At 68.2% G+C, this 24,079-nt stretch carries 25 protein-coding genes; 6 read left to right on the plus strand and 19 right to left on the minus strand.

Annotated elements, in window-relative coordinates; genetic code table 11:
• Nucleotide 1: 1 nt before the first annotated feature.
• The 11 genes from ACFO6Q_RS17480 to ACFO6Q_RS17530 form a co-directional block, all read right to left on the minus strand.
• Complete coding sequence (locus tag ACFO6Q_RS17480; protein ID WP_380022404.1) at nt 2-487, minus strand: hypothetical protein; 486 nt, start codon at nt 485-487, stop codon at nt 2-4.
• Nucleotides 484-1,836 carry a FliI/YscN family ATPase gene (locus ACFO6Q_RS17485; RefSeq protein ID WP_380022405.1) on the minus strand — a complete coding sequence of 451 codons (1,353 nt, stop codon included), beginning with the start codon at nt 1,834-1,836 and terminating at the stop codon, nt 484-486. Before ACFO6Q_RS17485 ends, ACFO6Q_RS17480 begins: the two co-directional genes overlap by 4 nt.
• Nucleotides 1,823-2,527, minus strand: coding sequence for a FliH/SctL family protein (locus ACFO6Q_RS17490; protein WP_380022406.1), 705 nt, complete (start codon nt 2,525-2,527; stop codon nt 1,823-1,825). The genes ACFO6Q_RS17485 and ACFO6Q_RS17490 overlap by 14 nt, the downstream gene beginning before the upstream one ends.
• The gene (locus ACFO6Q_RS17495) at nt 2,524-3,177 is read right to left on the minus strand and encodes a hypothetical protein (RefSeq protein ID WP_380022407.1); all 654 of its coding nucleotides are present in this window, start codon (nt 3,175-3,177) and stop codon (nt 2,524-2,526) included. The genes ACFO6Q_RS17490 and ACFO6Q_RS17495 overlap by 4 nt, the downstream gene beginning before the upstream one ends.
• On the minus strand, nt 3,167-4,045 hold the full coding sequence (gene sctJ, locus ACFO6Q_RS17500; protein ID WP_380022408.1) for a type III secretion system inner membrane ring lipoprotein SctJ: 879 nt from the start codon (nt 4,043-4,045) through the stop codon (nt 3,167-3,169). Before sctJ ends, ACFO6Q_RS17495 begins: the two co-directional genes overlap by 11 nt.
• 11 nt (nt 4,046-4,056) lie before the next feature.
• Nucleotides 4,057-4,446 carry a hypothetical protein gene (locus ACFO6Q_RS17505; protein WP_380022409.1) on the minus strand — a complete coding sequence of 130 codons (390 nt, stop codon included), beginning with the start codon at nt 4,444-4,446 and terminating at the stop codon, nt 4,057-4,059.
• A gap of 177 nt (nt 4,447-4,623) precedes the next feature.
• Nucleotides 4,624-4,974, minus strand: coding sequence for a hypothetical protein (locus tag ACFO6Q_RS17510; RefSeq protein WP_380022410.1), 351 nt, complete (start codon nt 4,972-4,974; stop codon nt 4,624-4,626).
• Between the two features lie 16 nt (nt 4,975-4,990).
• Nucleotides 4,991-6,184: an FHA domain-containing protein gene (locus ACFO6Q_RS17515; protein ID WP_380022411.1), complete on the minus strand. Its 1,194-nt coding sequence runs from the start codon at nt 6,182-6,184 to the stop codon at nt 4,991-4,993.
• A complete protein-coding gene (gene sctC, locus ACFO6Q_RS17520) occupies nt 6,184-8,109 on the minus strand; it encodes a type III secretion system outer membrane ring subunit SctC (protein ID WP_380022412.1) in 1,926 nt (641 codons plus the stop codon). The genes ACFO6Q_RS17515 and sctC overlap by 1 nt, the downstream gene beginning before the upstream one ends.
• 109 nt (nt 8,110-8,218) lie before the next feature.
• Entirely contained in the window at nt 8,219-10,291 is a 2,073-nt protein-coding gene (sctV, locus tag ACFO6Q_RS17525; protein ID WP_380022413.1) for a type III secretion system export apparatus subunit SctV, read from the minus strand.
• Nucleotides 10,292-10,568: 277 nt separating this feature from the next.
• The gene (locus tag ACFO6Q_RS17530) at nt 10,569-10,910 is read right to left on the minus strand and encodes a FliO/MopB family protein (protein WP_380022414.1); all 342 of its coding nucleotides are present in this window, start codon (nt 10,908-10,910) and stop codon (nt 10,569-10,571) included.
• A gap of 196 nt (nt 10,911-11,106) precedes the next feature.
• On the opposite strand from ACFO6Q_RS17530, the gene ACFO6Q_RS17535 reads away from it, so the two are divergent.
• The 6 genes from ACFO6Q_RS17535 to sctT are packed head-to-tail and all read left to right on the plus strand — an operon-like array spanning nt 11,107 to nt 15,627.
• Nucleotides 11,107-12,138 carry a sensor histidine kinase gene (locus ACFO6Q_RS17535; RefSeq protein ID WP_380022415.1) on the plus strand — a complete coding sequence of 344 codons (1,032 nt, stop codon included), beginning with the start codon at nt 11,107-11,109 and terminating at the stop codon, nt 12,136-12,138.
• On the plus strand, nt 12,138-12,764 hold the full coding sequence (locus ACFO6Q_RS17540; RefSeq protein WP_380022416.1) for a response regulator transcription factor: 627 nt from the start codon (nt 12,138-12,140) through the stop codon (nt 12,762-12,764). Before ACFO6Q_RS17535 ends, ACFO6Q_RS17540 begins: the two co-directional genes overlap by 1 nt.
• Nucleotides 12,761-13,861, plus strand: a complete 1,101-nt coding sequence (locus ACFO6Q_RS17545; protein WP_380022417.1) for a FliM/FliN family flagellar motor switch protein — start codon at nt 12,761-12,763, stop codon at nt 13,859-13,861. Before ACFO6Q_RS17540 ends, ACFO6Q_RS17545 begins: the two co-directional genes overlap by 4 nt.
• Complete coding sequence (gene sctR, locus ACFO6Q_RS17550; RefSeq protein WP_380022418.1) at nt 13,848-14,534, plus strand: type III secretion system export apparatus subunit SctR; 687 nt, start codon at nt 13,848-13,850, stop codon at nt 14,532-14,534. Before ACFO6Q_RS17545 ends, sctR begins: the two co-directional genes overlap by 14 nt.
• Before the next feature lies 1 nt (nt 14,535).
• Nucleotides 14,536-14,802 (plus strand): type III secretion system export apparatus subunit SctS, encoded by a 267-nt coding sequence (gene sctS, locus ACFO6Q_RS17555; RefSeq protein ID WP_380022419.1) that lies wholly within the window; start codon nt 14,536-14,538, stop codon nt 14,800-14,802.
• Nucleotides 14,803-14,844: 42 nt separating this feature from the next.
• Complete coding sequence (sctT, locus tag ACFO6Q_RS17560; RefSeq protein WP_380022420.1) at nt 14,845-15,627, plus strand: type III secretion system export apparatus subunit SctT; 783 nt, start codon at nt 14,845-14,847, stop codon at nt 15,625-15,627.
• A 27-nt stretch (nt 15,628-15,654) separates the two neighbouring features.
• Here the strand turns inward: sctT and sctU are convergent, their stop codons facing one another.
• The 8 genes from sctU to ACFO6Q_RS17600 all read right to left on the minus strand — a co-directional run bounded on the left by sctU (nt 15,655) and on the right by ACFO6Q_RS17600 (nt 24,075).
• A complete protein-coding gene (sctU, locus tag ACFO6Q_RS17565) occupies nt 15,655-16,725 on the minus strand; it encodes a type III secretion system export apparatus subunit SctU (RefSeq protein ID WP_380022421.1) in 1,071 nt (356 codons plus the stop codon).
• Nucleotides 16,726-16,760: 35 nt separating this feature from the next.
• Nucleotides 16,761-17,318 carry a hypothetical protein gene (locus ACFO6Q_RS17570; RefSeq protein WP_380022422.1) on the minus strand — a complete coding sequence of 186 codons (558 nt, stop codon included), beginning with the start codon at nt 17,316-17,318 and terminating at the stop codon, nt 16,761-16,763.
• 3 nt (nt 17,319-17,321) lie between these two features.
• Complete coding sequence (locus tag ACFO6Q_RS17575; RefSeq protein ID WP_380022423.1) at nt 17,322-17,918, minus strand: GNAT family N-acetyltransferase; 597 nt, start codon at nt 17,916-17,918, stop codon at nt 17,322-17,324.
• Between the two features lie 34 nt (nt 17,919-17,952).
• Nucleotides 17,953-18,843 carry a hypothetical protein gene (locus ACFO6Q_RS17580; protein WP_380022424.1) on the minus strand — a complete coding sequence of 297 codons (891 nt, stop codon included), beginning with the start codon at nt 18,841-18,843 and terminating at the stop codon, nt 17,953-17,955.
• Nucleotides 18,844-18,898: 55 nt separating this feature from the next.
• The gene (locus ACFO6Q_RS17585) at nt 18,899-19,612 is read right to left on the minus strand and encodes a hypothetical protein (RefSeq protein WP_380022425.1); all 714 of its coding nucleotides are present in this window, start codon (nt 19,610-19,612) and stop codon (nt 18,899-18,901) included.
• 233 nt (nt 19,613-19,845) lie between these two features.
• Nucleotides 19,846-20,517, minus strand: coding sequence for a hypothetical protein (locus ACFO6Q_RS17590; protein ID WP_380022426.1), 672 nt, complete (start codon nt 20,515-20,517; stop codon nt 19,846-19,848).
• Between the two features lie 52 nt (nt 20,518-20,569).
• Nucleotides 20,570-20,854, minus strand: coding sequence for a hypothetical protein (locus ACFO6Q_RS17595; RefSeq protein ID WP_380022427.1), 285 nt, complete (start codon nt 20,852-20,854; stop codon nt 20,570-20,572).
• Nucleotides 20,855-20,958: 104 nt separating this feature from the next.
• Nucleotides 20,959-24,075 (minus strand): efflux RND transporter permease subunit, encoded by a 3,117-nt coding sequence (locus tag ACFO6Q_RS17600; protein WP_380022428.1) that lies wholly within the window; start codon nt 24,073-24,075, stop codon nt 20,959-20,961.
• Nucleotides 24,076-24,079: the final 4 nt, after the last annotated feature.

Here is a 24,079-nt window from a genome sequence, read left to right on the forward strand (position 1 = left end):
TCTACCTCATCGCATGCGCGGGCGAGCGGTGCAGTTCTTCCCCGTCCTGCTCCTCGCGACGCTCTTCATCGGCTTGCTGCTTGCGCGTCCAGTCGCCGCGGAAATTCTCCAGCGCATCGACCTTGGCCTGAGCGCGGCGCAGCTGGGTGATTTCTTCCTGCAGCTTCGCCTGCGCCTGCGCGACTTCCCTCTCGGCCGCGGCCACCGCGGCGTCGCTCTTGACGATCTCGACGTCGAGCCACTGGCGATGCCGTTCCGCACGCTCCAGCCAGTCCGGCGCGAGCTTGTGCGGATCGTCGACCGCGTTCTGGCATGCCAGCTGGTGCGCGCGGCGGCGGTCGCCGACGTCGGAGCGCGCCTGCTTGGCGGCGTCGCGCTTGTGTTCCATGCGCGCCACTTCGGCGCGGCATTCGGTGACGCGCTTCTGCACGGCTTCCAGGCGCAGGTCGCGTACGCGGGTGAGCGGTTCGAGCGGAAAGCGCTTCATCTGAACATCCCGATCAGGCGCACGACGGCGTCGTCGTAGCCGCTGAGGCTCTCGGACGGCTGGCGCAGGAAAGCGTTGATGTCGCCGATCTTCGCCACCGCGACGTCGGCCTCGGGGTCGTTGCCGGCGCGGAATTCGCCGAGCTGCAGCAGCAGTTCGATCTCGCGGTACTTGGACAGGTAGCGGCGCAGCAGGCCGGCCGCCTGCTGGTGCTCGGGCGAGGTCACGCGCGGCATCACGCGGCTGGCGCTGGAAAGAATGTCGATCGCCGGATAGTGGTTGGCGGCGGCGAGCTTCTTGGACAGGTAGATATGGCCGTCGAGGATCGAGCGCACTTCCTCGCCGACCGGATCGCCGCCTTCCTCTTCCTCGATCAGCACGGTGTAGAACGCCGTGATGGTGCCGCGGTCGTTGTTGCCGGCGCGCTCGAACAGGCGCGGCAGCGCCGAGAACACCGACGGGGTGAAGCCGCGCCGCGTCGGCGGCTCGCCCATCGCCAGGCCCACGTCGCGCAGCGCGCGCGCGAAGCGCGTGACCGAATCCATCATCAGCATCACGCGCAGGCCCTGGTCGCGGAAATACTCCGCGATCGCGGTGCCGACGTAGGCGACGCGGCTGCGCTCGAGCGCGGGGCGATCCGAGGTGGCGACGACGACGACGCTGCGCCGCAGCCCTTCGGGGCCGAGGCTGTCCTCCATGAACTCGCGCACCTCGCGGCCGCGCTCGCCGACCAGCACGATCACGTTGACGTCGCTCTGCGCGCCGCGCGCGAGCATGCCGAGCAGGGTGCTCTTGCCGCCGCCGGCGGTGGCGAAGATGCCCAGGCGCTGGCCTTCGCCGACGCTGAGCATGCCGTCGATCGCGCGCACGCCGGTCGGCAGCGGGCGATCGATCAGGCGGCGCTTGAGCGGATTGGGCGACGGCGCGTAGACCGAGGCGCGCTGGCGCGCGTCGAGCGGACCGAGGTCGTCGAGCGGATCGCCGTGCGCGTCGAGGATGCGGCCGAGCAGACCGTGGCCGACCGGCACGCTGGCCTGGCGGCCGGTGGCGGTGACCGTGGTCGCCGCGGAGATGCCCTCGAGTGGGCCGAGCGGCGTCAGCAGGGTGTGGTTGCGCGAGATGCCGACCACTTCGGCCGGCAGCACGAAGCCGCTGTCGGCCTGTTCGAGCAGGCACAGCTCGCCGATGGCGGCGTTGATACCGGTCACCCGCACGAGCGTACCGTAGGCTTCGGCGACCCGACCGACGCGCTGCAGCGTCTCGCCGCTGGCCAGCGCGCGCAGCAGCGGCTGCGGCGCCGTGGCGGCGATCGCGTCGGAAGCGGCAGTCGTGTCGTCAGTCAGAGGCATCGCCCGTGTCCATCGCGGCGGCCGCGTCGCCCGCCGGTTTCGAATCGTTCGGCGCGGCGAAGACCGGATGCGGCGCCTGTTCGCGCGCCATCGCCAGGATCGTGCGCACCTGATCGAGCTGTTCGCGCAGGCCGGCCCGCACGACACCGCCTTCGGTTTCGATGACGCAGTCGAATTCGCCGAATTCCGGCGTCGCGACGATCTCGGTGGTCGGCGTGCCGCTGAGGCCGAGGCCGTCGCCGGCCAGGCGCTCGCGCGTCGCCTCGGCGACGTCGGGATGCACGCGCACGACCAGGCTCGGTTCGAAGGCGAGCTGACGCACCGCCTCGCCGACCAGCATCGGCACGAGCCGGTCGGCGCCGAGCGCCGGCGCGATGCGCTCGACCACGGCGACCGCGAGTTCGGTGATCTGCCCGCGCATGCGCTCGGCCAGCTGTTCGCGCGCGACGTGCAAGGCGTTGGTCGCCGCCGCGAACTGGTCCAGCGCATCGCGCCGGCCTTCGGCCAGCCCTTGCGCGCGCGCGGCGGCACGCTCGGCCGCGAGTTCGGCGTCGAGCGCCTGCACGGCGCGGTTGGCCTGGTCGACGAGTTCCTGCACGCGCGTCAGCGGCAGCCAGGCGGCGGCCGGGATCACGCGTCCGCCGATGCCCAGCGCGTAGCGCTCCTTCAGGTCGACGAAGGCGGCGTTCACAGGTGTGCGACGGCCGCGCTTTCGCGCGCCGCTCCCAGGTACTGGGCGACGGTCTCCGGCGGCAGCCAGGCGTCGCGACGCTCGCCGGCGGAGGCCGGAGGAAAGGCGAGCTTGATGCGTTCGGCGAGCAGCGGATGCTGGTTCGCCGCATAGGTGAACAGTTCCACGCGACCGCGCTGGCGCAGCAGCTCGGTGACCGCCTCGACGCTGTCGATCACGCGGGCGAGGCCGGCCATCGCGCAGTGACGCACGCCATCGGGGATCGCACCGCGCCAGGGATCGGTGCTCAGAGCGAACGACACGCGCGCGGCGCCGATGGCTTCGCGCAGACGCAGCACCTCGCTGCGTTCGACGCGGGCGCGCAGGGCGGGCGAGAACGCCAGGGCGCCGAGATCCATCGCGGCTCCGCGCAGGCGTTCGCCGGAAAACAGGGCGGCCGGGTGTTCGTCGACCCAGCCTGACTCGTTGGCCGCGGCGAGGTCGAACAGGGTCGGCGAGGTCTGCTCCAGACGCAGCGCGAGCATGCGCCGGCCGAGCGCAGACGTGCGCGCGCGCTCGACCAGCGCCGGCGGTGCGTCGCCGAACCGGGTCGCGTGCGCGCCGTCCAGGGTGGACTTCAGCAGCGCCGCCCAGTTCGCATCAATGGCCATCGCGGCGGCTCTGGTCGGCCGAACGGCCGCTCAGGAACGCAACCAGTGCGGCGCGGCTGCGCCACAGCAGCAGCAGGGCTGCCAGCAGGGTCAGTCCGGCGAAGGCGATCAGCAGTCCGCGCGTCACGTCGCTGCGCGTGGCGAAGCGCAGCAGGTCGTTCGGCGCATCCTTGCCGGCGGGCACGCTCGTGCCCGAGGCGGTCGGCGTTTCGGCTTCCTGGAACGCCGCGCGCGTGAAGAACTTCACCGTCACGCGATCGGGGTTGTCCAGGCCTTCGACGGCATCCTTGACGATGGCCTTGATGTCGGTCTCACGCTCCTGCACGTGAGCGCCGGGCGCGACCACCAGCACGACGGAGGCCGAGGCCGAATCGGTCTTGCCGCCGATCAGGTCGCGGTCCGGCAGTGCCACGTGCACGCGGGCCTTGATCACGCCGTCCAGTCGCTGCAGCGTGTCGGAGAGCTCTTCGCTGAGCGCGTACAGGTAACGCGCCTTGTCCTCCGTCGGCGAGGCGACGAAACCTTCCTTCTTGAACACCTCGCCCATCGACGGATGCGAATTGCGCGGCAGCCCGTTGGCGTCGAGGATCGCCATCGCCGCCGGCAGATCCTTCTTTTCGACCTTGACCGTCCACTCGGTACCGCGATCGGCCTTGCTCTTGTCGATGTCGATGCCCGCGCGCAGCAGGGCCGCCGAGACTTCGTTCGCCTGCGTCTCGTCGAGGTTGGAATAAAGCACCTGCCAGTCGCCCATGCAGCCGGCGAGCCCCAACGTGAGCATCGTCACGATCAGGGCACGCAGGACGAAGCGCGATCCGGCCGCGCGCGGTTCGGATCGGACGGAGTATTGCTTGCGGGCCGGAGGCATGGCGGCGATCTCTACGATTGCTGGCGGAACAACTGCTGCACGCCGTCGGACGTGCGGTTGGCGACGTTCGAGGTCATCTCGGCGTGGAACAGGAACTCGTGGCACTTCACGGTCAGCTGCATCATCTCGCCCGGCGTCGGCTCGGCACCGGCCTCGAGGTTCGCCGTGATCTCGTTGATGTTGCCGACGCGACCGTTGAGCGACTCGAAGTTCTGCAGCACCGCCTGGAACCCCGGCGAGACCGGCTCGATCGACGGCGGCGCCGCGACCTGGGCCGGAGCGGCGTTCGCGTACGCCTCCTGGAAGCGGGCGACGTCGTAGGGCATGACCTGAGTCTGCGGGCCGGCGACTTGCGGAGTCGCCGTCAGGGCCGCGATATCGATCGACTGGATGGGTGTCATGTAAGCATCTCCTGATGAGAACCGTCACGCGCCGGCACGAGGGACCGCGGACGATCGTACCGCTCCTCCGTCGGCTGCGTCCCGTTCGGGCCGCAGCGGCCCCGCCCGGGGCCGCGGATTTGGGAGCGGAATCGCTCTCGTCGCGCGGACCGGCTCGACGCCGGCGCCGCGAGCGGCTTACTGCTTGCGACCGAGGGTTTCCAGCGCCTGACCGACCGCATTGTTCGAGGTCGCCGAGTTGGTCGACAGGAACTGCATCTTCAGCGATGCGGCGGTCAGCAGGGTCACGGTCGACGGCTGATCCTGGCCGTTCTCGCCGATCTGCGAGGACAGGTCCGTGATCTCGGTCGCCTGCTTGTCGAGCACCTTGCCCCACGCCTTCGCCATCGCCTGGTACCAGCTCTTGGCTTCCGTGTTGGACACCGGTCCCGGCAGCGTGTTGCCCGGCGGGTTGAACGAACCACTCGGATTGGCCACCGGCGCCGGCGCACCACCACCCAACATCATGTTCGGAAGATTGTTGCTCATCGTCGTGCTCCTCTCTCTAGGGTGAAGCGTCGATCACGCTTTCGCGCGACAGACGCTGGATGTTGCCCGCTTCATCGCGGACAAGAACTTTGTCGTCTTCGAGACCTTCGAAGGTACCGCCCATCGGCAATTTCGCGCCGACGTAGAACACCGACTTGTCGACCGACACCATATAGGGATCGGTGCCGCCCTCGATCTTGCGGATGCGCTTGCCTTCCGGCACCGCCTTGGCTTCGGGCGGCGGCGAATCGAGATTCTGCAGATCGATGATCAGGTTCAGCTTCTCGTTGAGGTCCTTGATCGAGCGCGAAGCCAGCAAGGTCTCGACCGCCTTGCTGTCACCGAAGCGACCGCTGACGAGCACGTGTCCCTTGCCCATCCATTCGGTTTTCTTCGCATGCATGTTCGCCATGCGGAACTGTTCGGCGACGTCCTCGGCGATGCGCGGACCGCTCTTCGCCTCGAATTCGGCCTTGATGCCGCGCTGGTCGAGCTGCGTGCGCAGATTCGCCAGGTCCTCGCCGCGCTCGCTGTAGCCGGAGACGAGAAGCTTGCCGTCGCTGCGCGCGGTAACCTTGAGTCCGGAGTAGCCGAGCGAGTTGATCAGACCGCGCAGTTCGCCGTCGCGCGACGCGGCCGGGGCAGGCGCCGGCGGCGGCTTGGCGTTGCGCTGCGCGAGCAGCAGCGCGCCGGCACTGGCGCCCATCAACACCAGCGCCACCATCACCGTGACGATGCGGTTGCTGCGCTGGCGCGGCGGCGTCTGCTCGGCGGAGGCCGCCGGCCGCGGCGTCGGCTCGATCTGCGACAGCAGGCTCTGCCAGCGGTCGCTCCAGTGCGGACCCAGGGCGAAACACGCCCCGCCGATCCGCACCAGGGTGAACGGCTTGATGTCCTGCGGATCACCCGGATGGAGTACGTGGTCGTCGATGCGCACTTCCGCGTCGACCGCGCGCACCGACATCTCGCCGCCGCTGCGCGTGACGATGCAGTGGTGCGGGGCGACGCCGGCGTCGCTGAAGATCAGGTCGCAGTCGTCGCTGCTGCCGATCATCAGGAAGCTGCGCTCCTGCAGCTTGCGCTCGGCGCCGGCGTGCACGCCGGCGAGCACGCGCAACGCCCACACGTCGGCGACGGACTGTCCGCCGCCCTTCGCCGCGGACGTGGGCGCCTCCTCGACGGGGCGCTTGCGCGTGGACCAGACCTGCATCAGGGCGTTCCTCCGGTGGCGGGTTGGGCGGCGGCCGGCTGGACCGGCGCGGGCGCGGCGGACGGCACCGTTTCGGCAGCCGGCTGCGCCGGCGCCCGGTGCGAGGAGTCGGCCGGAATTCCGTAGCGCGCCTTCTCTTCCTTCGACGCCCACGGAAGCTCGGCGTGATCGCGCGCGTCCTGATCGGCGCGGATCTGCTCGACGGTGACGTCGGGCGAACTGGGCACCTGCTGGTCCGTGATGCGGTTGGCCGCCACCAGGCGCGGCGTGATCAGGAACAGGCGCTCGAAGCGCTGGCGATCCTTCTCGACCTGACGGAACAGATTGCCCAGCAGCGGAATGTCGCCGAGCAGCGGGATCTTGCCGTCGTGCTTCTCGTTCTGGTCGGTGATCAGGCCGCCGAGCAGCAGGCTCTGGCCTTCGTCGATCAGCGCCTGCGTGTTGACCGCCTTGCGCGCGACCAGCGGGACGTTGACGACCTGTCCGGCCAGGTTGGTCTGGTTCACGTTGACGCTGCCGTCCTCGATCTGCACGATCGTGCGGATGCGGCGGCGGCCGTTCTCGTAGACCAGATGCGGGGTCACGCGCAGCACGGTGCCGGCGACGACGTTGAACAGGTCGACGTCGTACGCGCCGGCCACCGGCACGTAGACGGTCTGGCTGTTCTCGATCACCGCCTCGGTGTCGTTCAGCGTCATCACCTGCGGGCGCGCAACGATGTTGGTGATGTCGTCGGTCGCCAGCGCGTTGATGCGCGCGATGAACTTGCCGGCATCGCCGACGATGGCGCCGATCTGGAAGCCGTCGAGCTGGTTCAGCAGGCTGATGTTGTTCGCGCCCAGTGCGTCGGTCAGCGTGCGACCGCGCGGATCGACGCCGCTGCGGCCGAAGTTGACCGCCGTGCGCGCGTTCTGCCAGCGCCAGTCGATGCCGTACTTCTTCGCCTTGCCCTTGTTGATGTCGATGATCGTCGCTTCGATCTCGACCATCTGCGGCTCGACGTCGAGCGCCTGCACGAGACGGTCGTACATGCCGATGCGATCCGGCGCGTCGCGCACGATGACCGCGTTGCGGAAGGTGTCGGCGACGATGCGCGCGTTCGGCGTGGCGTCGACCGCCGCCGTCGAGAGCGGCTGCTGCACCGGCGGCGGAATGTCGCCTTCGTCCTGGCGTGCGTCGCCTTCCGCGCCCGGCGGGATCAGCGGCGGCTTGCCGACGCTGGCCAGGCCCGTGCCGCGCAGCTTGTTGCCGCTGCGCGGCAGCAGGCGATCCTGCGCCACGTACGCCGACTGCGCGGTGGGGCTGACCAGCTCGCGCAGCAGCGAGGCGACGCCCGGAACGACCTGCTGGCGGTTGCCGATCGTCATGGTCATGTCCGCGGCCCAGGCGTAGCGCAGCTTGTAGTACTTGAAGACGGTCGCGTTGCTCGGGCTCTGCCCGTTGATCGCGTCGGCCAGCTGCTGCACCTGCTCGACGAAGCGCGGCGCGCCGGTGATCATCACCAGGCCGTTGCCGCTGGTCGCGGTGAAGGTGTTGCTGTCGTCGCCGAGCTTCATCTTCTGGAACGCGCCGACGAAGTCCTCCACGCGTGCGGGCGGCAGGTTCGCGTAGCGGGTGGTGCGCTCCTGCGACAGGTACACGTACACCGCCGACCCGTCGTAGTAGCTGATCAGGTCGTTGGCGGCGCAGATCGAGGCGAACACCTTCGCCGGGCTGCCGCCACGCGGACCGCTGACCGCAGCGGCGCGCGCGCGCACCTGCGAGCTGGTGATGACCGACAGGCCCTGGTCGTTGAAGAACTCGGTCAGGAACTCGGTCAGAGGCTGCCCTTGCGGGCTGTAGCTGACCTCCGTGCGCTTGAACGGAATCGGCGCGGCATTCGCCACGGTTCCGCCAACCAGCATCGTCGCCATCAGCAGCGTCATGACCCAGATCCCGACCCGCGCGTTGTTCGTCCCCACTCCCGCTACTCGCATCCGCTACCCCTGACTGAAAGTTTCCACGAAACCCGCTTTCCGACCTCTCGCCACGACATCAGGCGGCGGTCAGCTGCCCCAACGGCACCAGCTTCACGTCCGGCACCAGCTCCTGGTACGACAGTACCGGCAGCGCCGGGAACTCGATCTCGGTGAGCTTGCGCAGATGACGGCGCACGTCCATCGAGCACAGCAATACGATGTTTCCCTCGGCACTGGCCCGCACCCGCGAGTGGACCTGCTGCAGCAGGCTCTCGGCCAGCTGCGGCTCCACCGCCAGCTGGGCGCTGCCGCCGCTGACGTGCACGGACCGGCGCAGCCTGTCTTCCAGCTCCGGATGGGCGACCATCACGTGCAGGGTGCGGCTCGCGCCGGCGTAGCGGTCGCTGATGTGCCGGCGCAGCGCGACGCGGACGTATTCGGCGACCAGCACGATGTCCTTCTCGCGACTGGCGGCGTCGGTGACCGCCTCGAACACGTCGCGCAGGTGACGCACGGGAATGCGCTCCTCGACCAGGCGCTTGAGGATGTCGGCCACGCGCTGCGGCGAGACCACGCGCAGCATTTCACGCACCAGATCCGGATAGTCGCGGCTGAGGCCGTTGAACAGGTTCGAGGTTTCCTGGATGCCGACGAACAGGTTCAGGTGCTGCTCGAAGGCGTCGCGCAGATGGCGGCGCAGTACCTCGAGCGCGCCGATCGCCCCTTCGCCCGACGCCCCTTCGGCCGTCTCGCGCCATTCGCCCGGGAACGCCGGCAGGTAGACCTGCGCTTCGAGATCGCCGCCGGCCGGTGCCGGCAGGGCCGCGCGGCTGCCGACGCGCGGCGCCGGCAGGAAACGCGCGCCCGGATGCAGACGCCCATTGCCGACGCGTACGCCATGGACGAACACCCGATAGGCATTCGCCGGCAGGTTCTGCCCGGCGCGCAGCGCGGGCGCCGGCATCGGCACGCCGTATTCCTCGCGCAGCGTGCCGACCGTCTCGCGCAGCACGTTGCGCACGTTGGCCGGACCGAGCTGCTGCAGGGTCTGCATATCCATTTCGAGCAGCAGCGCGGGCGGCGCCGACAGTTCGTCGCTGGCGACGACGTCCAGCGGCAGCAGTTCCTTGCTGTCGGAGACCCGGAACAGCTTGCGCAGGAAGCCGACGCTGTGACGGAAACGCCACGCGCCGATGCCGACGAAGACGATGCCGAGCAGCAGGAAGACGAAAACCGGGAAACCCGGCACGCTCATGAGCAGGAGTGCGATCAAACCTGTGACGAGGATCACGCGCGGCTCGTTGGAGATCTGTCCCGCGATCGCCGCGCCCAGATGCTTGTCCTCGCCGTCGCTCGCCGTGCGCGTCACGATCAGGCCGGCCGACATCGACGCCAGCAGTGCCGGAATCTGCGAAACCAAGCCGTCGCCGATGGTCAGGATGCTGTAGGTGTGAACCGCGTCACCGAGACTCATACCGTGCTGCAGCATGCCGACCGCGAGGCCGCCGAGCAGGTTGATGATGATGATGACGATGCCGGCGATCGCGTCGCCCTTCACGAACTTCATGGCGCCGTCGAGGCTGCCGTGCAGCTGGCTTTCCACTTCGAGCAGACGGCGTTTGCGCTTGGCTTCGTCCTTGTCGAGGATGCCCGAGCGCAGATCCGAGTCGATGGACAGCTGCTTGCCCGGCATCGCGTCGAGCGAGAAGCGGGCGGCGACCTCGGCCACGCGCTCCGCGCCCTTGGCCACCACGATGAACTGCACGACGGTGATGATCAGGAAGATCACCAGGCCGATCACGAGGTTGCCGGACACGACGAAGTTGCCGAACGTGTCGATGATGTGGCCGGCGTCGGCGCGCTGCAGGATCGAGCGCGTGATCGCGATCGACAGCGCGAGGCGGAACAGCGTGGTCAGCATCAGCACGCTGGGGAAGCTCGAGAACGCGGTCGGCGTGGGAATGTAGATCGCGATCAGCAGCAGGCCGACGCCGATCAGGATGTTGATCGCGACCAGCGTGTCGATGACCGCCATCGGCAGCGGCAGGATCATCAGCGCGACGATCGCGATGACGCCGAACACCAGCACGATGTCGCTGTAGCTGCGCGAACCGCTGCCGAACTTGAACAGGGAGGCGACGGCGTTCATGCGCTCATCACCGTGGAGGCCGTGGCCGGCGCTTCCCGCGTCGTCTGTACGCAGCGGCCGCGGAGGCGCGTCTGCGAACTTTCCCTGATGTCCTTGTACATGGCCATGTCCACAAGAAGTTTTGGCATCCTTCTCGGCCGTCTAAACGGCCGGACGACGAGTACGGCTGCTTGTGCTGAATCTGAAACTGAACACCCCTGAGATCGGCAGACTAGCAGAATGAGATGACGGTTCGTTCTGACCTAGGGAAAACCCTAAGTCAACTGTCGACTCGTCGTTAATATGACGTTGCGGTCACGTTTTCGTTCGGTGAAGCGCTGGCATTCGCGGGATTCTTTGCGGCATCCTTCGGCTCCAGATGCGCGAGGAGGCTGATCGCCGTGGGGGTGACTCCGAGCATGAGTCGCTGCGTGTCGTGATCGACGATGAGGATGCGTTCACGCGGCCCGACTGCCATGACCTGCACGATGCGGGCAGGTCCGGCTGCACTGCCGCGCCCTCCTTGCCGGCGCATGACCCACCACAGCGCGGCCAGGGCGAACACGACCACCAGCAGCGGCAGCACCAGCCCCAGCAGCGAGGCGTCCGGTGCCTGCTCGGCCGGCTGGGCGAGCGCCACGGCGCTCCACGAAAGCATGAGGGAAGGGATGACGTAATGTGAACTGCGTCTCATAAATAAGGCTTTCTCTACCGGCTCCGGCCGTTACGTTGTCACGAAGGGGGCGTGACACGGACCTAGGATAACGACGATGTCGACGACCCGTTGCGAGCCTGTCCGCATTGATTCTCCGCCCGCGCCGGGTCAGGCCGGCGACATGCTACAGGTGCTGGTGGAGGCCTTGCCGCTTCCCTGCGCGCTGTTCCGCCAATCCGACGGCCGGGTCGTGCTCGCCAACAGTGCGTTCGCGCACGAATTCGGCCCTCCCGAATCCGTACCCGACCGTATGCACTTCGAAGCAGGATTCGATTCGCTCAGCGAGGGGGAGGACGGCATCGAATGCTATGCGCCGCAGACGCGCCGGTGGTATCGCCTGGTCTGGCGCGATCTGCCCTGGGCGCGCGCCGCGCGCTGCGACGCGGTGTTCGTCAGCAGCATCAGCGACGAGATCGAAGCGCTGCGCCAGCACAAGGCGCAGCAGGAGCAGCTGCTGTTCACCTCGCGCATGCTCAGCGTGGGGGAAATGGCCACCACCCTGGCCCACGAGCTGAACCAGCCGCTCGGCGCGATCATCAACTACCTCAGCAGCTGCGACGGCATGATCGCCAGGGGCGACCACGCCAATCCGCGCCTGCGCCAGGGCATTGCCCTGGCGCGCAACCAGGCCGAGCATGCCAGCGCGGTGATCGCGCGCCTGCGCGAGTTCGTGCGCACCCGCAACCCGCAGCGCGAGCTGCATCCGCTCGACGCCCTGGCGCAGACCGTGGTCGAGCTGCTCCGCCTGGAGGCGGAACAGCACCAGGTGCGCATCCTGACCCAGTTGCCGAAATCCCTGCCGCGCGTGGTCGCCGATCGCGTCATGATCGAGCAGGTGCTGCTGAACCTGGTCAAGAACGCGATCGACGCGATGCGCGAGACGGCGGCGGCGCAGCGCGAGATCACGATCGAGGCACGACGCGACCTGGACGGCATGATCGAGGTGCGCGTGCGCGACCGCGGTCCCGGCATCGGCCCCGACTTCGCCGAGCGGATGTTCGCGCCGATGTTCAGCACCAAGTCCGACGGGCTCGGCATGGGCCTGGCGATCTGCCGCTCGATCATGGAGTTCCACGAAGGCCGCCTGTTCGCCGAGCCGAACCCGGACGGCGGCAGCAGCTTCATCTTCACCCTGCCGGCGGAGAACGCATGATGTCCGATGCCCAAGCCGCACACGTCCTGCTCGTCGACGACAACGACGAGTTCCGCGAATCCACGCGCTGGCTGCTCGAGGACGCCGGCTTCGTCGTCAGCGCCTTCGCCAGCGGCGCCGCCCTGCTCGAGGACCTCGACCGCACGCCCGCCAACGGCGTACCGGCCTGCATCGTCAGCGACGTGCGCATGCCGCGCATGAGCGGCATCGAACTGCAGCAGGAGCTCAAGCGCCGCGGCGTCGAGCTGCCGCTGATCTTCGTGACTGCGCACGCCGACGTGCCCCTGGCGGTGGAAGCGATGCGCAACGGCGCGGTGAATTTCATCGAGAAGCCATTCGATCCGACGATGCTGGTGCACGCGCTGCGCACCGCCACCGACCATGCCGCGGCGATCAGCGCGAACCCGCTGGTGACCGAAAAGCTCACCCCGCGCGAACGCCAGGTGCTCGAACTGGTGGTCGCCGGCAAGCTCAACAAGACGATCGCCGACGTGCTCGGCATCAGCATCAAGACCGTCGAACTGCACCGCTCGAACCTGATGCAGAAGCTGGGCGCACGCAACGTCGCCGAGGTGATCCGCATCGCGCTCGGCCACGAACAACCGCACGGAGCGAACATACGATGACGGCAGCCCCCGTCGTGGACATTCCCCCGCCGTCGGCGCAGCCGATCGGCGACCGCCTGCGCGCGATTCCGCCGGAACGCGCCGCGGCCGTCACGCACCTGCTGGCCGGCGGCAGCCGCCTGCTCGTCGAGGCGGCCGGCTCGCGCCTGGAACTGCGCAGCGACGTCGCGCAGGAAGCGCCGCACGCCACCACGGTCGAACTCGGCCACGCGAACGGCCGCATCAGCCTCGTGCTCACCGCCGAACATCGCGTCGCCACGATCGGCGAGCGCAGCTGGCAGGATTTCACCGGCGACGCGCGGCTGCTGGCCTGGACCCTCGCCTACGAGCCGCTGCTGACGCGCCTCTCCGAGCTCGTCGGCACGTCCCTGCTCCCGGCCGAACTGCGCGCGGCACCGAACCGGTCGGCCGACGTCTGGCACTGGGTCGAATTCCGCTACGGCCAGGGCGAAGGCGAGGACTGCCGCGGCCTGATCGGCCTGGATCGCGCCACGCTCGACGCGCTCGCCGCCGCTCCCGGCTGGCATCCCGCCGACGCCGACGAACGCGTGGAACGCGACGACATCCCGCTGCCGTGCCGGCTGCTGCTGCCGATTCCGGACCTGACCGCCGGGACCTTGCGTGAACTCGTCGCCGACGACGTGATCCTGCTCGGCTCGCGCTCCATCGTCACCGCCACCCTGCGCCTGTGCGCCAGCACCGGCCAGCCCGCCCTCGACGCCCGCTACGCCTGGCTCGCCGCCGCGGCCGAAGGCGGCATCTCGATCACGCGCCCGTTGAGCGCCGCCGAATTCAGGAACCTCACGATGAACGAAAGCCCCGAAATCCCCGCCGCGGACGCGGGCGACGGTACGCCCGATTTCCGCGACGCGATTCCGGTCCGCGTCGACCTGCTGCTCGACACGCTCCACCTCAGCCTGGGCGAGCTCGGCCGCGTCGGTGCCGGGCAGATCCTCGAGCTGCGCCAGCCGGTGGAAGGCGCGCGCGTGGAGCTGCGCGCGAACGGGAAGGTGTTCGGCAGCGGAGAGCTGGTTTCGCTGGGCGAGACGCTCGGCGTCAAGGTCACAAGGATCGGTGACGACCGTGGACTTCAGTAGTTTTTCGCCTGCCCTAGTCATCACCACGGTCGTCAGCCTCGCGCTGGCGCCGTTCGTCGCGGTCATGGTGACCTCGTTCACCAAGATCGTGGTCGTCATCAGCCTGCTGCGCAACGCGCTCGGCCTGCAGCAGACGCCGCCGAACGTCGTCATCAACGGCCTGGCCATCATCCTGTCGATCTACGTGATGTATCCGGTCATCCTGGACACGCTCGACAACGTCAACGCGGCTACCGCCGCGAGGCAGGCGCAGGGACTGGGCGGCGATTCCGACCGCATGACCGTCGACCGCCTCGGCCAGATGATCAATTCCGGCAAGGAACCGCTGCGCAAGTTCCTGATCAAGCATTCGCACGAGAACGAGCGCAAGTTCTTCCTCGAGAGCGCCAAGCGCCTGCTGCCGCCCGCGCAGCAGGCCGGCCTCACGGCGGACGACTTCATCGTGGTGATGCCGGCGTTCACGGTCAGCGAACTGACGGAGGCGTTCCAGATCGGCTTCCTGCTGTTCCTGCCGTTCGTCGTCATCGACCTGATCGTGTCGAACATCCTGCTGGCGCTGGGCATGATGATGCTGTCGCCGACGATGGTCTCGCTGCCGTTCAAGCTGCTGCTGTTCGTGATCCTCAGTGGCTGGGCCAAGCTCATCCACGGCCTCGTCGCGACGTATCAGTGACATGTACCAGAACGAGATCCAGCTCGCCCGCGAAGCCCTCTGGCTGGTCCTGCTGCTGTCGGCGCCGCCGATCCTGGCCGCCGCGGTGGTCGGCCTGCTCGTCGCGTTCCTGCAAGCGGTGACCCAGCTGCAGGAGCAGACGTTTCCGTACGCGGTGAAGTTCGTCGCCGTCGTGCTCGCGCTGTTCGCCACCGCAACCGTGCTCGGCGGCACGCTGTACAACTACTCCGACAACCTGTTCAGCAATTTCGCGACATTGATCCGCTGATGCGCGCAACCGTCCGGCCCACACCCCAGGAGTACCGCGCGCATGCCGGTCTTTGAGCATTTGCAGAGCCAGATGCTGGCGGTGGCGCTGACGCTGCCGCGCATCGCAGCCGCGTTCCTGATCCTGCCGCTGATGACGCAGGAAACCGTGCCGGCGCTGGTGCGCAACAGCTTCTTCGTCAGCCTCGCCATCGTCGCCTATCCGATCGCTGCCGCGGCCGGCCCGGGCGCGGCAATGATGCAGAGCACCTGGGCGCTGATCGTGCTGAAGGAGATCTTCGTCGGCACGGTGATCGGCTTCAGCTTCGGCGCCATATTCTGGGCGCTCGGCGCGGCCGGCAACGTCATCGACGTCAAGGTCGGCTCGTCGATGGCGAACGTGATGGACCCGATCTCCGGCCACCAGACCTCGCTGACCGGCCTGTTCCTGTCGCAGTTCGGCATGTGGCTGTTCATGGCCACCGGCGCCTTCACGATGTTCCTCGACATCCTGCTGTCGAGCTACAAGCTGTGGCCGGTCGGCAACGCGATGCCGCCGTTGCATAGCGGCGGCATCGGCTATTTCGCCAGCCAGTTCAACTACCTGATGACCGCCGTGCTGATGTTCTCCGCGCCGGCGCTGATCATCACCAGCCTGCTCGACATCGCCCTCGGACTGGTCAACCGCTACGCACAGCAGCTCAACGTGTTCTCGCTGTCGATGCCGATCAAGGCCTGGCTCGCCACCTGGATGCTGCTGCTCTCGCTGGCGGCGATCGTCGAGATGGTCGTGCGCACGATCGCCCGCAACGCGACCCTGCTCGACTCGCTCACCCGCATGCTGTGATTGCGCCGCGGCCCGTCCGGGCCCGGCTCACTTCCCGTCGCGCTGCTCGCGCACGCTCTCGGCCCAGCGCAGCAGTTCGGCGACGGCTTCGAAGAACTCGCCGGGCAGGTAGTCGTCGAGCTCGGCGCGTTCATACAGGCCGCGCGCGAGATCGACGTTCTGCATGATCGGCACGCCGGCCTCCTCGGCCGCCTCGCGGATCAGCTTCGCTTCGTAGTCCTCGCCCTTGGCGACGATCATCGGCAGTTCGGTCTCGCCGGGCTCGTAGAGGATGGCGATGGCGAGATGGGTGGGGTTGGTCACGACCACGCTCGAGCGGCGAACGGAGGACAGCATGTTCTGCTGCGCCCATTCCTGATGCAACTGTCTGCGGCGGCCCTTGATGTACGGATCGCCCTCGTTCTCCTTCGACTCCTGGCGGATGTCGCGGATGCTCATGCGCATCTTCTTCATGAACGAGAAGCGCTGGTAGAACGCGTCCAGCACGGAAATGAAGAAGAACACGAAAATGACCCAGATGCCGATGCGGGTGACGCTCGACCAGAGCAGCTCGCCGACCGCGATCGGCTGGCCGAACGGCAACGCCGCCATCTGCGGCAGGAAGGCGAACAGCACGGCGACGAAGATGCCGATCAGGGCACTGCTCTTGATGATCGCCTTGGCGACCTCGACGAGGTTGTCCTTGGAGAAGATCTTCTTGACGCCGGAGATCGGGTTGATGTTCTTGAGGTCGGGCTTGGCCTTCTTCGGTGCGAGCACCGGACCGCCCTGCATGAAGTCCGTCAGCGTGGCGATGAACACCGCGCCGAACAGCATCGGCAGGCAGATCCACAGACCGACCGAAAGCGCCTCCCAGCCCAGGGCCGGCCCGGCAATCGAGAACGGCTGGCCGAGGGCGAGCATCGTCTTGTCGATGAGGGAGCCCAGGCGCTGGTTGATCCCCGGCAGCATCAGCCAGATCATCACCAGCCAGAGCATGACCAGCACCGTACTGGTCAGCTCCTTGCTCTTGCTGACGTCGCCTTCCTTGCGCGCCTTCTTCAGGCGCTGCGGAGTCGGCTTCTCGGTTCGGTTGCCGGTATCGTTTTCTTCAGCCATGACACCTGTTCACGGATACGGACGAATCGCGCCGCTCAGGCGCGAAACATGCCGGACGCCGTCAGGCGCGTCTTGCGCAGGTTGATGCCGCGCTGCCTGAGGATGTTGCCCTGCGCGGATTCGGCCATTTCCCGCAGCTTGGCCTTGTCGCCGGCGTCGCGCGCGGCGCGGCGCGCCTGCAGGGTCAGCACGGCCTCGTAGCGCAGGGCTTCGCCCATCATCTGCCGCGTGGCCGGATCGGCTGCCTGCGGACTCATGGCGATCGTGCCGGTGAACTGGCGCTTCAGGCCAGTGGCCACGTCGCGGCCGGGCAATGGAGCATCGTGCACGACGCACCACATCGCGATCAGGTGCGCGGCCAGGAGATCGGGCAGATTGTCCGGATCGAGCCCGAGGTCGCCGAACTCCAGCGCGAACTCTTCGGGAATGTCGTGCTGATCGAGCTCGCGCTCGGCTTGTGCCGGATCGAAGTTCGTGCGCGCATACAGCGTGTCGATCAACTCCTTGCGCACGCGAGCCGACAATGCCGGATCGGCGCCGATCGCGAACGGATGCGGGGCGGAGACGCCGTTGCCGTTGCTGCTCGTTCCCATCGTTCATCCCTCCATCGATTGAGCGGAATCGCGTCGCGAGCGACGCCCGGATTCGCGGGTCAGCCAGTCGTCGCGACGCAGGACGTAGCGCAGCGCGCGACTGCCGAAATAGTCGTCCGTCTCGCCGTCCGCCGAGAAGCCGAGTCGACGGAGTATGGCCAGTACCGCGGCGTTCTGCGGATGGCACAATCCGACCACCTGCGGCAGGTTCAACGTCGCGAACGCATGTTCGCACAGCGCCCGTCCGCCTTCGACCGGATACAGGCGTCCCCACACCGATGGATGCAGGCGGGTGCCGATCTCGACCGGACCGCCCTCGTCGCGCGCCACCAGCGTGAACAGGCCGACGAAGCGCCCGTCGACGTCGCTGGCGTGCCAGGCGCCGCGCCCGGGCTGCAGCAGGTAAGACTCGTTGGCCCGGATGACCATCTTGGCCACTCCGAAATAGTCCTTCGGACACGGCTCGAGCGACCAGCGCGACACTTCCTCGTCGGCATTGAGCGCCATGAAGGCGGGAATGTCGGCCATGCGCAGGCCGCGCAGTACCAGACGGCGCGTGCGCAGGAACTCGGCGCCTTCGAAATCGTGCGGATTGTGCATGGTCGAGGGCGGATGGCGGCCGGCGGGACTTCCGTCAGCGGCGCACGAGGCCGATGTCGCTGATGACCATCGCCTGCAGATCCATTCCCGAACGCAGGAACTTCTTCCGCGCGAGGCCCGCCATCCGGTCGAGGGTCGCGCCGTCGCCGACGCGCTCGGCCTCCTGCCGGGCATAGATCGCCGATATCAGCTCGTACATCATGCCCTCGGCCGTGAGCTGGCGGTCGCGCCGGCTGCCTTGCAGGCCGCCGCTGGCCAGTACGGCATGCGACTGCTCGTTGACCGCCCGCACGGAAGCGACGTCCGGCAGGGGAGCCTGATTGGCGATCAACCACATGGTGACCATGTAGGCCGTGAACACGTCGCCGTAGTCGTCGACCCGCAATCCGTACGGGCCGGCTTCGTCGCGGAACGCGCTGCGCACGTCCTTGCGGTCGAATTCGGCGGCGATCGCGCCGACCACCCGCTCGCTGTTGGTCCGGCGGATCGAATTGAGGAAGGTCCGGCGTGCCTCGGACGAAATCGCCGGATCGTGTCCGACGGAGAAGTCCACCGTGTCGAGCGCAGGCGGAGCGCCGCGCATGGAGGGCCGCGCATTGCGCAGATAGACCTCGCGATCGTGCCGGCGCGTGTCCTCGATCGTGGTCTGCATCGTGTTGTAGGAGGTCATGCTCTGGATGGTCGTATCCAGCATCATGCCGCTGAACTGCGTGTCGAAGATCTGCGCGCCAGCCGCCATCGGCAGCACGGCGAGGATCAGCCAGGGAGCGCGGGAGAATGAACTGCGATGTGCGAGCATCGTCGCCTCCAACCAGTGTGCAGGGGCAAGGAACGAGATGCCCCGTACCCTACCACGCGGCATTGACGCCTCGCCTGCGTTCGGCGCGCGAATTCGCGACGCGGCGTTAGGATTTCGAAAACGCACAGACGGAAAAGCCCGCGACCGTACCGGCTCGCGGGCGTTCCTTCGAGACTCGCTCTTACTGCTTGCGAGCCATCGTGGTCAGACTCTCGCCGAGCGACTTGATCGCGGTCGAGATGGTGTTCATCAGCAGGGTGAATTCCTGCGAAGCGCCCTGGAACTCGACCTGCTTCTGGTTGTAGTCGGAAGCCGCCTGTTCCTTCGCCTTCGTGTCCTTGGAATCGGCCAGGCCAGCCTTCTTGTCGCCGAGCTCGGCCAACTCGTCGGACAGCTTGACCATGCGCGCCGCGGCCTGACCGGCCGTGCCGCCGAGAGCCTTCGCGATCGCCATCAGCCAGCTGCCGCCTTCGCCCTTGCCGCCCTTGGTGTCGCGAGCTTCCTGGCCGCCGGCCGCTTCGGCCGAACCGCGGGCCACGGCGTCGTTGACGAGCTGCTGCAGTTCGTCGGTGAGCTGCTGCAGGCGACCGCGATCGGCCGGCGACGCGTTGGTCGCATCGGCGAACTGGTCGACCTGATCGCGCAGCGAGCCGCTGCCGCCCGTCGGATCCAGACCGCCGGACGCCTGGCGGAACGCATCGCGATAGGCCGTCTGCGCCTGATCCTGCGTGTTCTGGTCGATGCCGTTGTTGTTCATCGCGCCGCTGAGCGCCTGATCCAGAACGCCGCCGATCATCTGGCCGATCATCGCTCCGATCGGACCGCCGAAGACCGTACCGACGATGCCGCCGATCGCGCTCAGGAGTCCACCACCGCCGCCAATTGCATTACCCATGACCGTCTCCTCGTGTGATGTTGAGTTCTGCAAACAGGACTTTGCTGGGGAGCCGGCCTGTTCGCCGTCGACTTCGGGATGCGTACCACCGCCTCCCTTCCACAAACCACTTTCGTCTTCGGCGCTGACTTTGCCGCTGTACGCGCGTTCAGGTAACTAGGTCGAACCCTAGCTTAGGGTTTTCCCCAAGAGGTCGAAGCGGGGAGAAACGGTGCCCAGACGGGCTCCGGGGGTCAGAGATCGCGCAGGATCCAGCCGCGCGGGATGGCCTGCAGTCCGGCCTCGTGGGCCGTCGCCACGCGCGCGACCTCGTCCGGCGCCGCGTCGCCGCTCCACGACTTGGCGATCGCGGCCAGCGCGTCGCGCGTCACGCGGGTGTAGGCGCCTTCCAGCTCGCTGCGGCTGTCGGCATCGAGCTTGGCCGGATACAGGCGGCGCAGTTCGACGCTGTGGTTGCACAGCTCGATCAGCAGCGACAGCGTCTGGGCGTAGTGCTTTTCGTCGAGCTGCGGCAGCTGCGTGCGCTGCGCGTACCAGGCGGTCAGGAACTCGATCGGGCCGAGCTGGCGGCGCGGCGAGGTGGACGGCGCGGGCTCACTGCCCTCACTTTCGCCGGTACGCAGGTTGGAACCGCCCCAGGAGGTGATCTGCCCGCTCGGCAGGTCCATTCGGTTCAGGGCCAGGACCAGGGCGTCGGCGACCGCCGTCTTGGCGACGTCGTCGTCGCTCTCGGCAATGATCGACAGCAGCTTGAGGAATACCGGATACGCGCCGTCGCCGATGCGCCGCGCCAGCCGCTTCAGGATCGCCAGCCGGTATTCCGGACTGCGCTCGCTGCGCAGCGCGCCGGCGAGGCGGGCTGCGGTTTCACGCAAGCGGGAGGGCGTATAGAGTTCGGTCGACATGACTCACCGTTCGCGAACCGGCGTCGCGCAACGGAACCGACCCGTCGATGGATCAGGGCAACGCCGCGAGAATGTAGTTTACATCGCGCTCGACGTTGGCGATCAGGTCGGGACCATGCGCATAGGCCGAAGGGCTGCTCTGCGGCAGGGTGCGCGAGGCGCCGCCTTCCCAGACGTCCGCCGCCAGCACGGCCTCTCCGTCGAAGGCTGCGGATGCCGCGGAGGCATCCACTCCACGTACGTCACCAAGGCCCGCAACTCCGCCCTGCGCAACACCGGCGCCTTGCGGGAGATTCAGCGATGTGAGGCCCGGCAGGTCCGGGGCTCTGATGCTCATGGCTTCGACCAGAGGTTTCGGAGATGTGACGATTCTAGTCCGATCGCCGGAAGGCAGTATCCGGGGAAACCCTAGGGCGGACCACAAACCGCCGCCCGCAAACCTCATCCACCGCGCAACTCATTGCCGGAAAAGGATTTTCCATCCTTGAGGCCCGTTTCAGAACGGCCCAGCCAGTGTACCGCCAGCGGCGGAATCAGCAACAGGCTGACCAGAGTCGACGAGATCAGGCCACCCAGGATCACCACGGCCATCGGCCCCTCGATTTCGTGACCGGGTTCACGCAGCTGCAGCGCCACGGGCAGCAGCGCGAAGGCGGTCAGCAGCGCGGTCAGCAAGACCGGCGTCAGGCGCTCCTCGGCGCCGCGCAGGGCCGTGGCGAGGTTCCAGGCCATGCCCTCCTCGCGCACGAGGTGGTCGTAGTGAGAAACGAGCAGGATCGTGTTGCGCGCGGCCATGCCGAACAGGGCGACGAAACCGACCATCGCGCCGATCGTCAGGGTTCCACCGCTGAGCCAGACCGCCGCGACGCCGCCGATCAGCGCGCTCGGCAGGGCGAGCAGCACGAGGACCACCTGGCGCGCGTCGCCGAACGCGACGGCGAGCAGCAGAACGATCAGCACGAACGCCGCCGCCGAATGCAGCAGCAGCTCACGCGCGGCGGCGGCCTGTTCGGTCGCCGCGCCGCCGTAGTCGAGGTAGACGCCCGGAGGCAGCGTCACCTTCTGCTCGATCGCCTTCCTCGCCGCGGCGGCGAAACCGGCCTGGTCCGAGGTCGTCGGCGTGGCCACCACGATCTGCCGCCGCAGGCCGTCCTGATGGTTGATCTGGCTGCGGCCGGAGACGAGTTCGAACGCAGCAACTTGGGCAAGCCGGACCAGCATGCCGTCACGCGTACGCAGCAGCAGGTCGCCGACCTCCTGCGGCGTCGCGCCGGCGCCGGCGATGCGCAGGGCGACCGGCAGGCTGCGGTCGGCCTGGCTGATGGTGGCGACCGTGGTGCCGTGGTACGCCGCGTTGACGGCCTCCAGCACCTCGGCCGCCTGCAGGCCGTGAAAGGCGAGCGCGTCGGGCTTCAGGCGCAGGCTCAGCTCGGGCTGGCGCGGCGGTACCACCAGGCGGACACCCGCGGCATGCGGCAGCTTCTCCAGCGTTTCGGCGATTTCCGCCGCGACGCGGTCGTTGGCCTCCAGATCGGTGCCGAACACGTTGACGAAGAATGGCGCGCTTTCGCCGGAAAGCGTCTCGCCGATGCGCTCGGCGAGCACCGAGTAGATCTCGACCAGCTGGTTGGGGAAGTCGTCGAACACGTCGCGGATGTCGGCGTCGATCTGCGCGGCCGTGCGGCCGCGGCCGGGATCGATCTGCACCTCGAACTCGCTCTTGTTCGGCGTGTCCGGATCCTGACCGTTCTCGGCGCGTCCGATCTGCTCGGCCACGCTCTTGACGCCGGGAATCCTCAGCAGGCGCTCGGAAATGCGCTCGCCGATGCGCAGCGTTTCCTCGATCGAGATGCCCGGCCGCAGCGAGGCGTGCGCGATCAGGTAGTTCTCGCGGAAATCCGGCAGCAGGCGCGCGCCGAGCAGCGGCAGCAGCACCAGGCCGGCGACGCCGGTCAGCGCCAGCGCGGCCCAGGCGACGCGCGGATGGCGATGCAGCCGCTCGATCGCCTCGCGCTGCCGGCGCTTGAGGCTGCGCAGGAAGGCCGCCTCCTCGCGCGGCCGATGCCCGCGCATGACGATCGCGCACAACGCCGGCGTCGCGCTCATCGCCACCAGCAGGGAAATGCCGACCGCGATCAGGAAGGCGATCGACAGCGGCCGGAAGAACGCGCCCTGGATGCCGCTCATCATCAGGATCGGCAGGAACGCCACCGCGACCGCCAGCGTGGCGTAGAACACCGGGCGCCGCACCTCCAGCGACGCCGCGGCGAACAGCGTGCCGACGTCCGCGTCCGGCCCGGCCAGGCGCCGCCGGCGCAGGATGTTCTCCACGTCGATGACCGCATCGTCGACGACCACGCCGAGCGCGACGACGAGCCCGCCGAGGGTCATCGTGTTGAGGCTGAGCCCGAACGTCTCCAGGATCCACACCGTGGTCAGCAGCGACAGCGGGATCGCGCTGAAGGAAACCAGCGCACCGCGCCAGTCGCGCAGCCCCACCAGCAGCAGCGCGACCACCAGCGCGGCGCCGATCAGCAGCGAATTGCGCAGCTTGCCGATCGCGCTCTCGATGAAACTCGCCGGCCGCAGCAACGCCGGATGGTAGTCCACGCCCTGCTTGGCCAGCGCCGGCGCCAGCGCGTCCAGGCGCGCTTCGAGCGCGCGCGTGACCTCGAGCGTGTTCGCGCCGTACTGCGTCGAGGTCTCGACGAGGATGCCGGGTACGCCGCCGATCATCGCGCCGCCGAAGCGCGGTTGCGCGCCGTCGCGGATCGTCGCGACGTCGCGCAGCCGCACCGGCACGCCAGCGCGCGTGGCGACCACCGCCGCCGCCATCGCCTCCGGCGTCGCTCCGGCGGCCTGCGCCTGCAGCACGATGCGCTGCGTCGCGGTTTCGAGATAACCACCGCCGACCCGCTCGGTCGCGCGGCCGGCCGCCGCCGCGACTTCCTCCAGCGACACGCCGCTCGCGGCGAGCTTGAGCGGATCGACCAGGATCTGCCGCTCGCGCACGTCGCCGCCGAACAGCTGCGCCTGCGCCACGCCCGGCACGGCGAGAATCTGCGGCTTGACCGTCCACTGCACGACGTCGCGCAGCTCCATCGGCGACAGCGTGCGGCTGGTGTAGCCGAAGTGGACGAGGTACTCCATCGACGAGGACAGCGGCGACAGCTGCGGCGCGCGCACGCCCTGCGGCAGCTGGCCGGCCGCCTCGGCCAGGCGCTCGGTGACCAGCTGGCGGCGGCGGTACGGATCGCCGCCGCGCTCGAACACGACCTGGATCGCGGACAGGCCCTGGCTGGAGATCGAGCGCACCGTCTTGACGTTCTCGGTGCCGGCGAGCAGTCCTTCCAGCGGATGGGTGACCAGCGCCTCGACCTGGCCTGCGTCCAGGCCGGGGGCCTCGGTCTGCACGAGCACGAACGGCGGCGCGAAGTCCGGAAACACGTCGAAGCGCACGGTGAACAGCGCCGCGGCGCCGAGGACGGCGATCAGCAGCGACAGCGCGGTGAGGATGCGCGGACGGGCGAGCGAGGCGCGGACGATCGCGGCGAGCATCAGG

This window comes from Dokdonella ginsengisoli (assembly GCF_042652785.1).
Classification (GTDB): domain Bacteria; phylum Pseudomonadota; class Gammaproteobacteria; order Xanthomonadales; family Rhodanobacteraceae; genus Dokdonella_A; species Dokdonella_A ginsengisoli.

What these genes read in the sequence shown, in the direction of transcription:
- ACFO6Q_RS17480 (WP_380022404.1), bottom strand. Translation starts at nt 487, where the DNA reads ATGAAGCGCTTTCCGCTCGAACCGCTCACCCGCGTACGCGACCTGCGC.
- ACFO6Q_RS17485 (WP_380022405.1), bottom strand. Translation starts at nt 1,836, where the DNA reads ATGCCTCTGACTGACGACACGACTGCCGCTTCCGACGCGATCGCCGCC.
- ACFO6Q_RS17495 (WP_380022407.1), bottom strand. Translation starts at nt 3,177, where the DNA reads ATGGCCATTGATGCGAACTGGGCGGCGCTGCTGAAGTCCACCCTGGAC.
- sctJ (WP_380022408.1), bottom strand. Translation starts at nt 4,045, where the DNA reads ATGCCTCCGGCCCGCAAGCAATACTCCGTCCGATCCGAACCGCGCGCG.
- ACFO6Q_RS17505 (WP_380022409.1), bottom strand. Translation starts at nt 4,446, where the DNA reads ATGACACCCATCCAGTCGATCGATATCGCGGCCCTGACGGCGACTCCG.
- ACFO6Q_RS17510 (WP_380022410.1), bottom strand. Translation starts at nt 4,974, where the DNA reads ATGAGCAACAATCTTCCGAACATGATGTTGGGTGGTGGTGCGCCGGCG.
- ACFO6Q_RS17515 (WP_380022411.1), bottom strand. Translation starts at nt 6,184, where the DNA reads ATGCAGGTCTGGTCCACGCGCAAGCGCCCCGTCGAGGAGGCGCCCACG.
- sctC (WP_380022412.1), bottom strand. Translation starts at nt 8,109, where the DNA reads ATGACGCTGCTGATGGCGACGATGCTGGTTGGCGGAACCGTGGCGAAT.
- sctV (WP_380022413.1), bottom strand. Translation starts at nt 10,291, where the DNA reads ATGAACGCCGTCGCCTCCCTGTTCAAGTTCGGCAGCGGTTCGCGCAGC.
- ACFO6Q_RS17535 (WP_380022415.1), top strand. Translation starts at nt 11,107, where the DNA reads ATGCTACAGGTGCTGGTGGAGGCCTTGCCGCTTCCCTGCGCGCTGTTC.
- ACFO6Q_RS17540 (WP_380022416.1), top strand. Translation starts at nt 12,138, where the DNA reads ATGTCCGATGCCCAAGCCGCACACGTCCTGCTCGTCGACGACAACGAC.
- ACFO6Q_RS17545 (WP_380022417.1), top strand. Translation starts at nt 12,761, where the DNA reads ATGACGGCAGCCCCCGTCGTGGACATTCCCCCGCCGTCGGCGCAGCCG.
- sctS (WP_380022419.1), top strand. Translation starts at nt 14,536, where the DNA reads ATGTACCAGAACGAGATCCAGCTCGCCCGCGAAGCCCTCTGGCTGGTC.
- sctT (WP_380022420.1), top strand. Translation starts at nt 14,845, where the DNA reads ATGCCGGTCTTTGAGCATTTGCAGAGCCAGATGCTGGCGGTGGCGCTG.
- sctU (WP_380022421.1), bottom strand. Translation starts at nt 16,725, where the DNA reads ATGGCTGAAGAAAACGATACCGGCAACCGAACCGAGAAGCCGACTCCG.
- ACFO6Q_RS17570 (WP_380022422.1), bottom strand. Translation starts at nt 17,318, where the DNA reads ATGGGAACGAGCAGCAACGGCAACGGCGTCTCCGCCCCGCATCCGTTC.
- ACFO6Q_RS17575 (WP_380022423.1), bottom strand. Translation starts at nt 17,918, where the DNA reads ATGCACAATCCGCACGATTTCGAAGGCGCCGAGTTCCTGCGCACGCGC.
- ACFO6Q_RS17585 (WP_380022425.1), bottom strand. Translation starts at nt 19,612, where the DNA reads ATGGGTAATGCAATTGGCGGCGGTGGTGGACTCCTGAGCGCGATCGGC.
- ACFO6Q_RS17590 (WP_380022426.1), bottom strand. Translation starts at nt 20,517, where the DNA reads ATGTCGACCGAACTCTATACGCCCTCCCGCTTGCGTGAAACCGCAGCC.
- ACFO6Q_RS17595 (WP_380022427.1), bottom strand. Translation starts at nt 20,854, where the DNA reads ATGAGCATCAGAGCCCCGGACCTGCCGGGCCTCACATCGCTGAATCTC.
- ACFO6Q_RS17600 (WP_380022428.1), bottom strand. Translation starts at nt 24,075, where the DNA reads ATGCTCGCCGCGATCGTCCGCGCCTCGCTCGCCCGTCCGCGCATCCTC.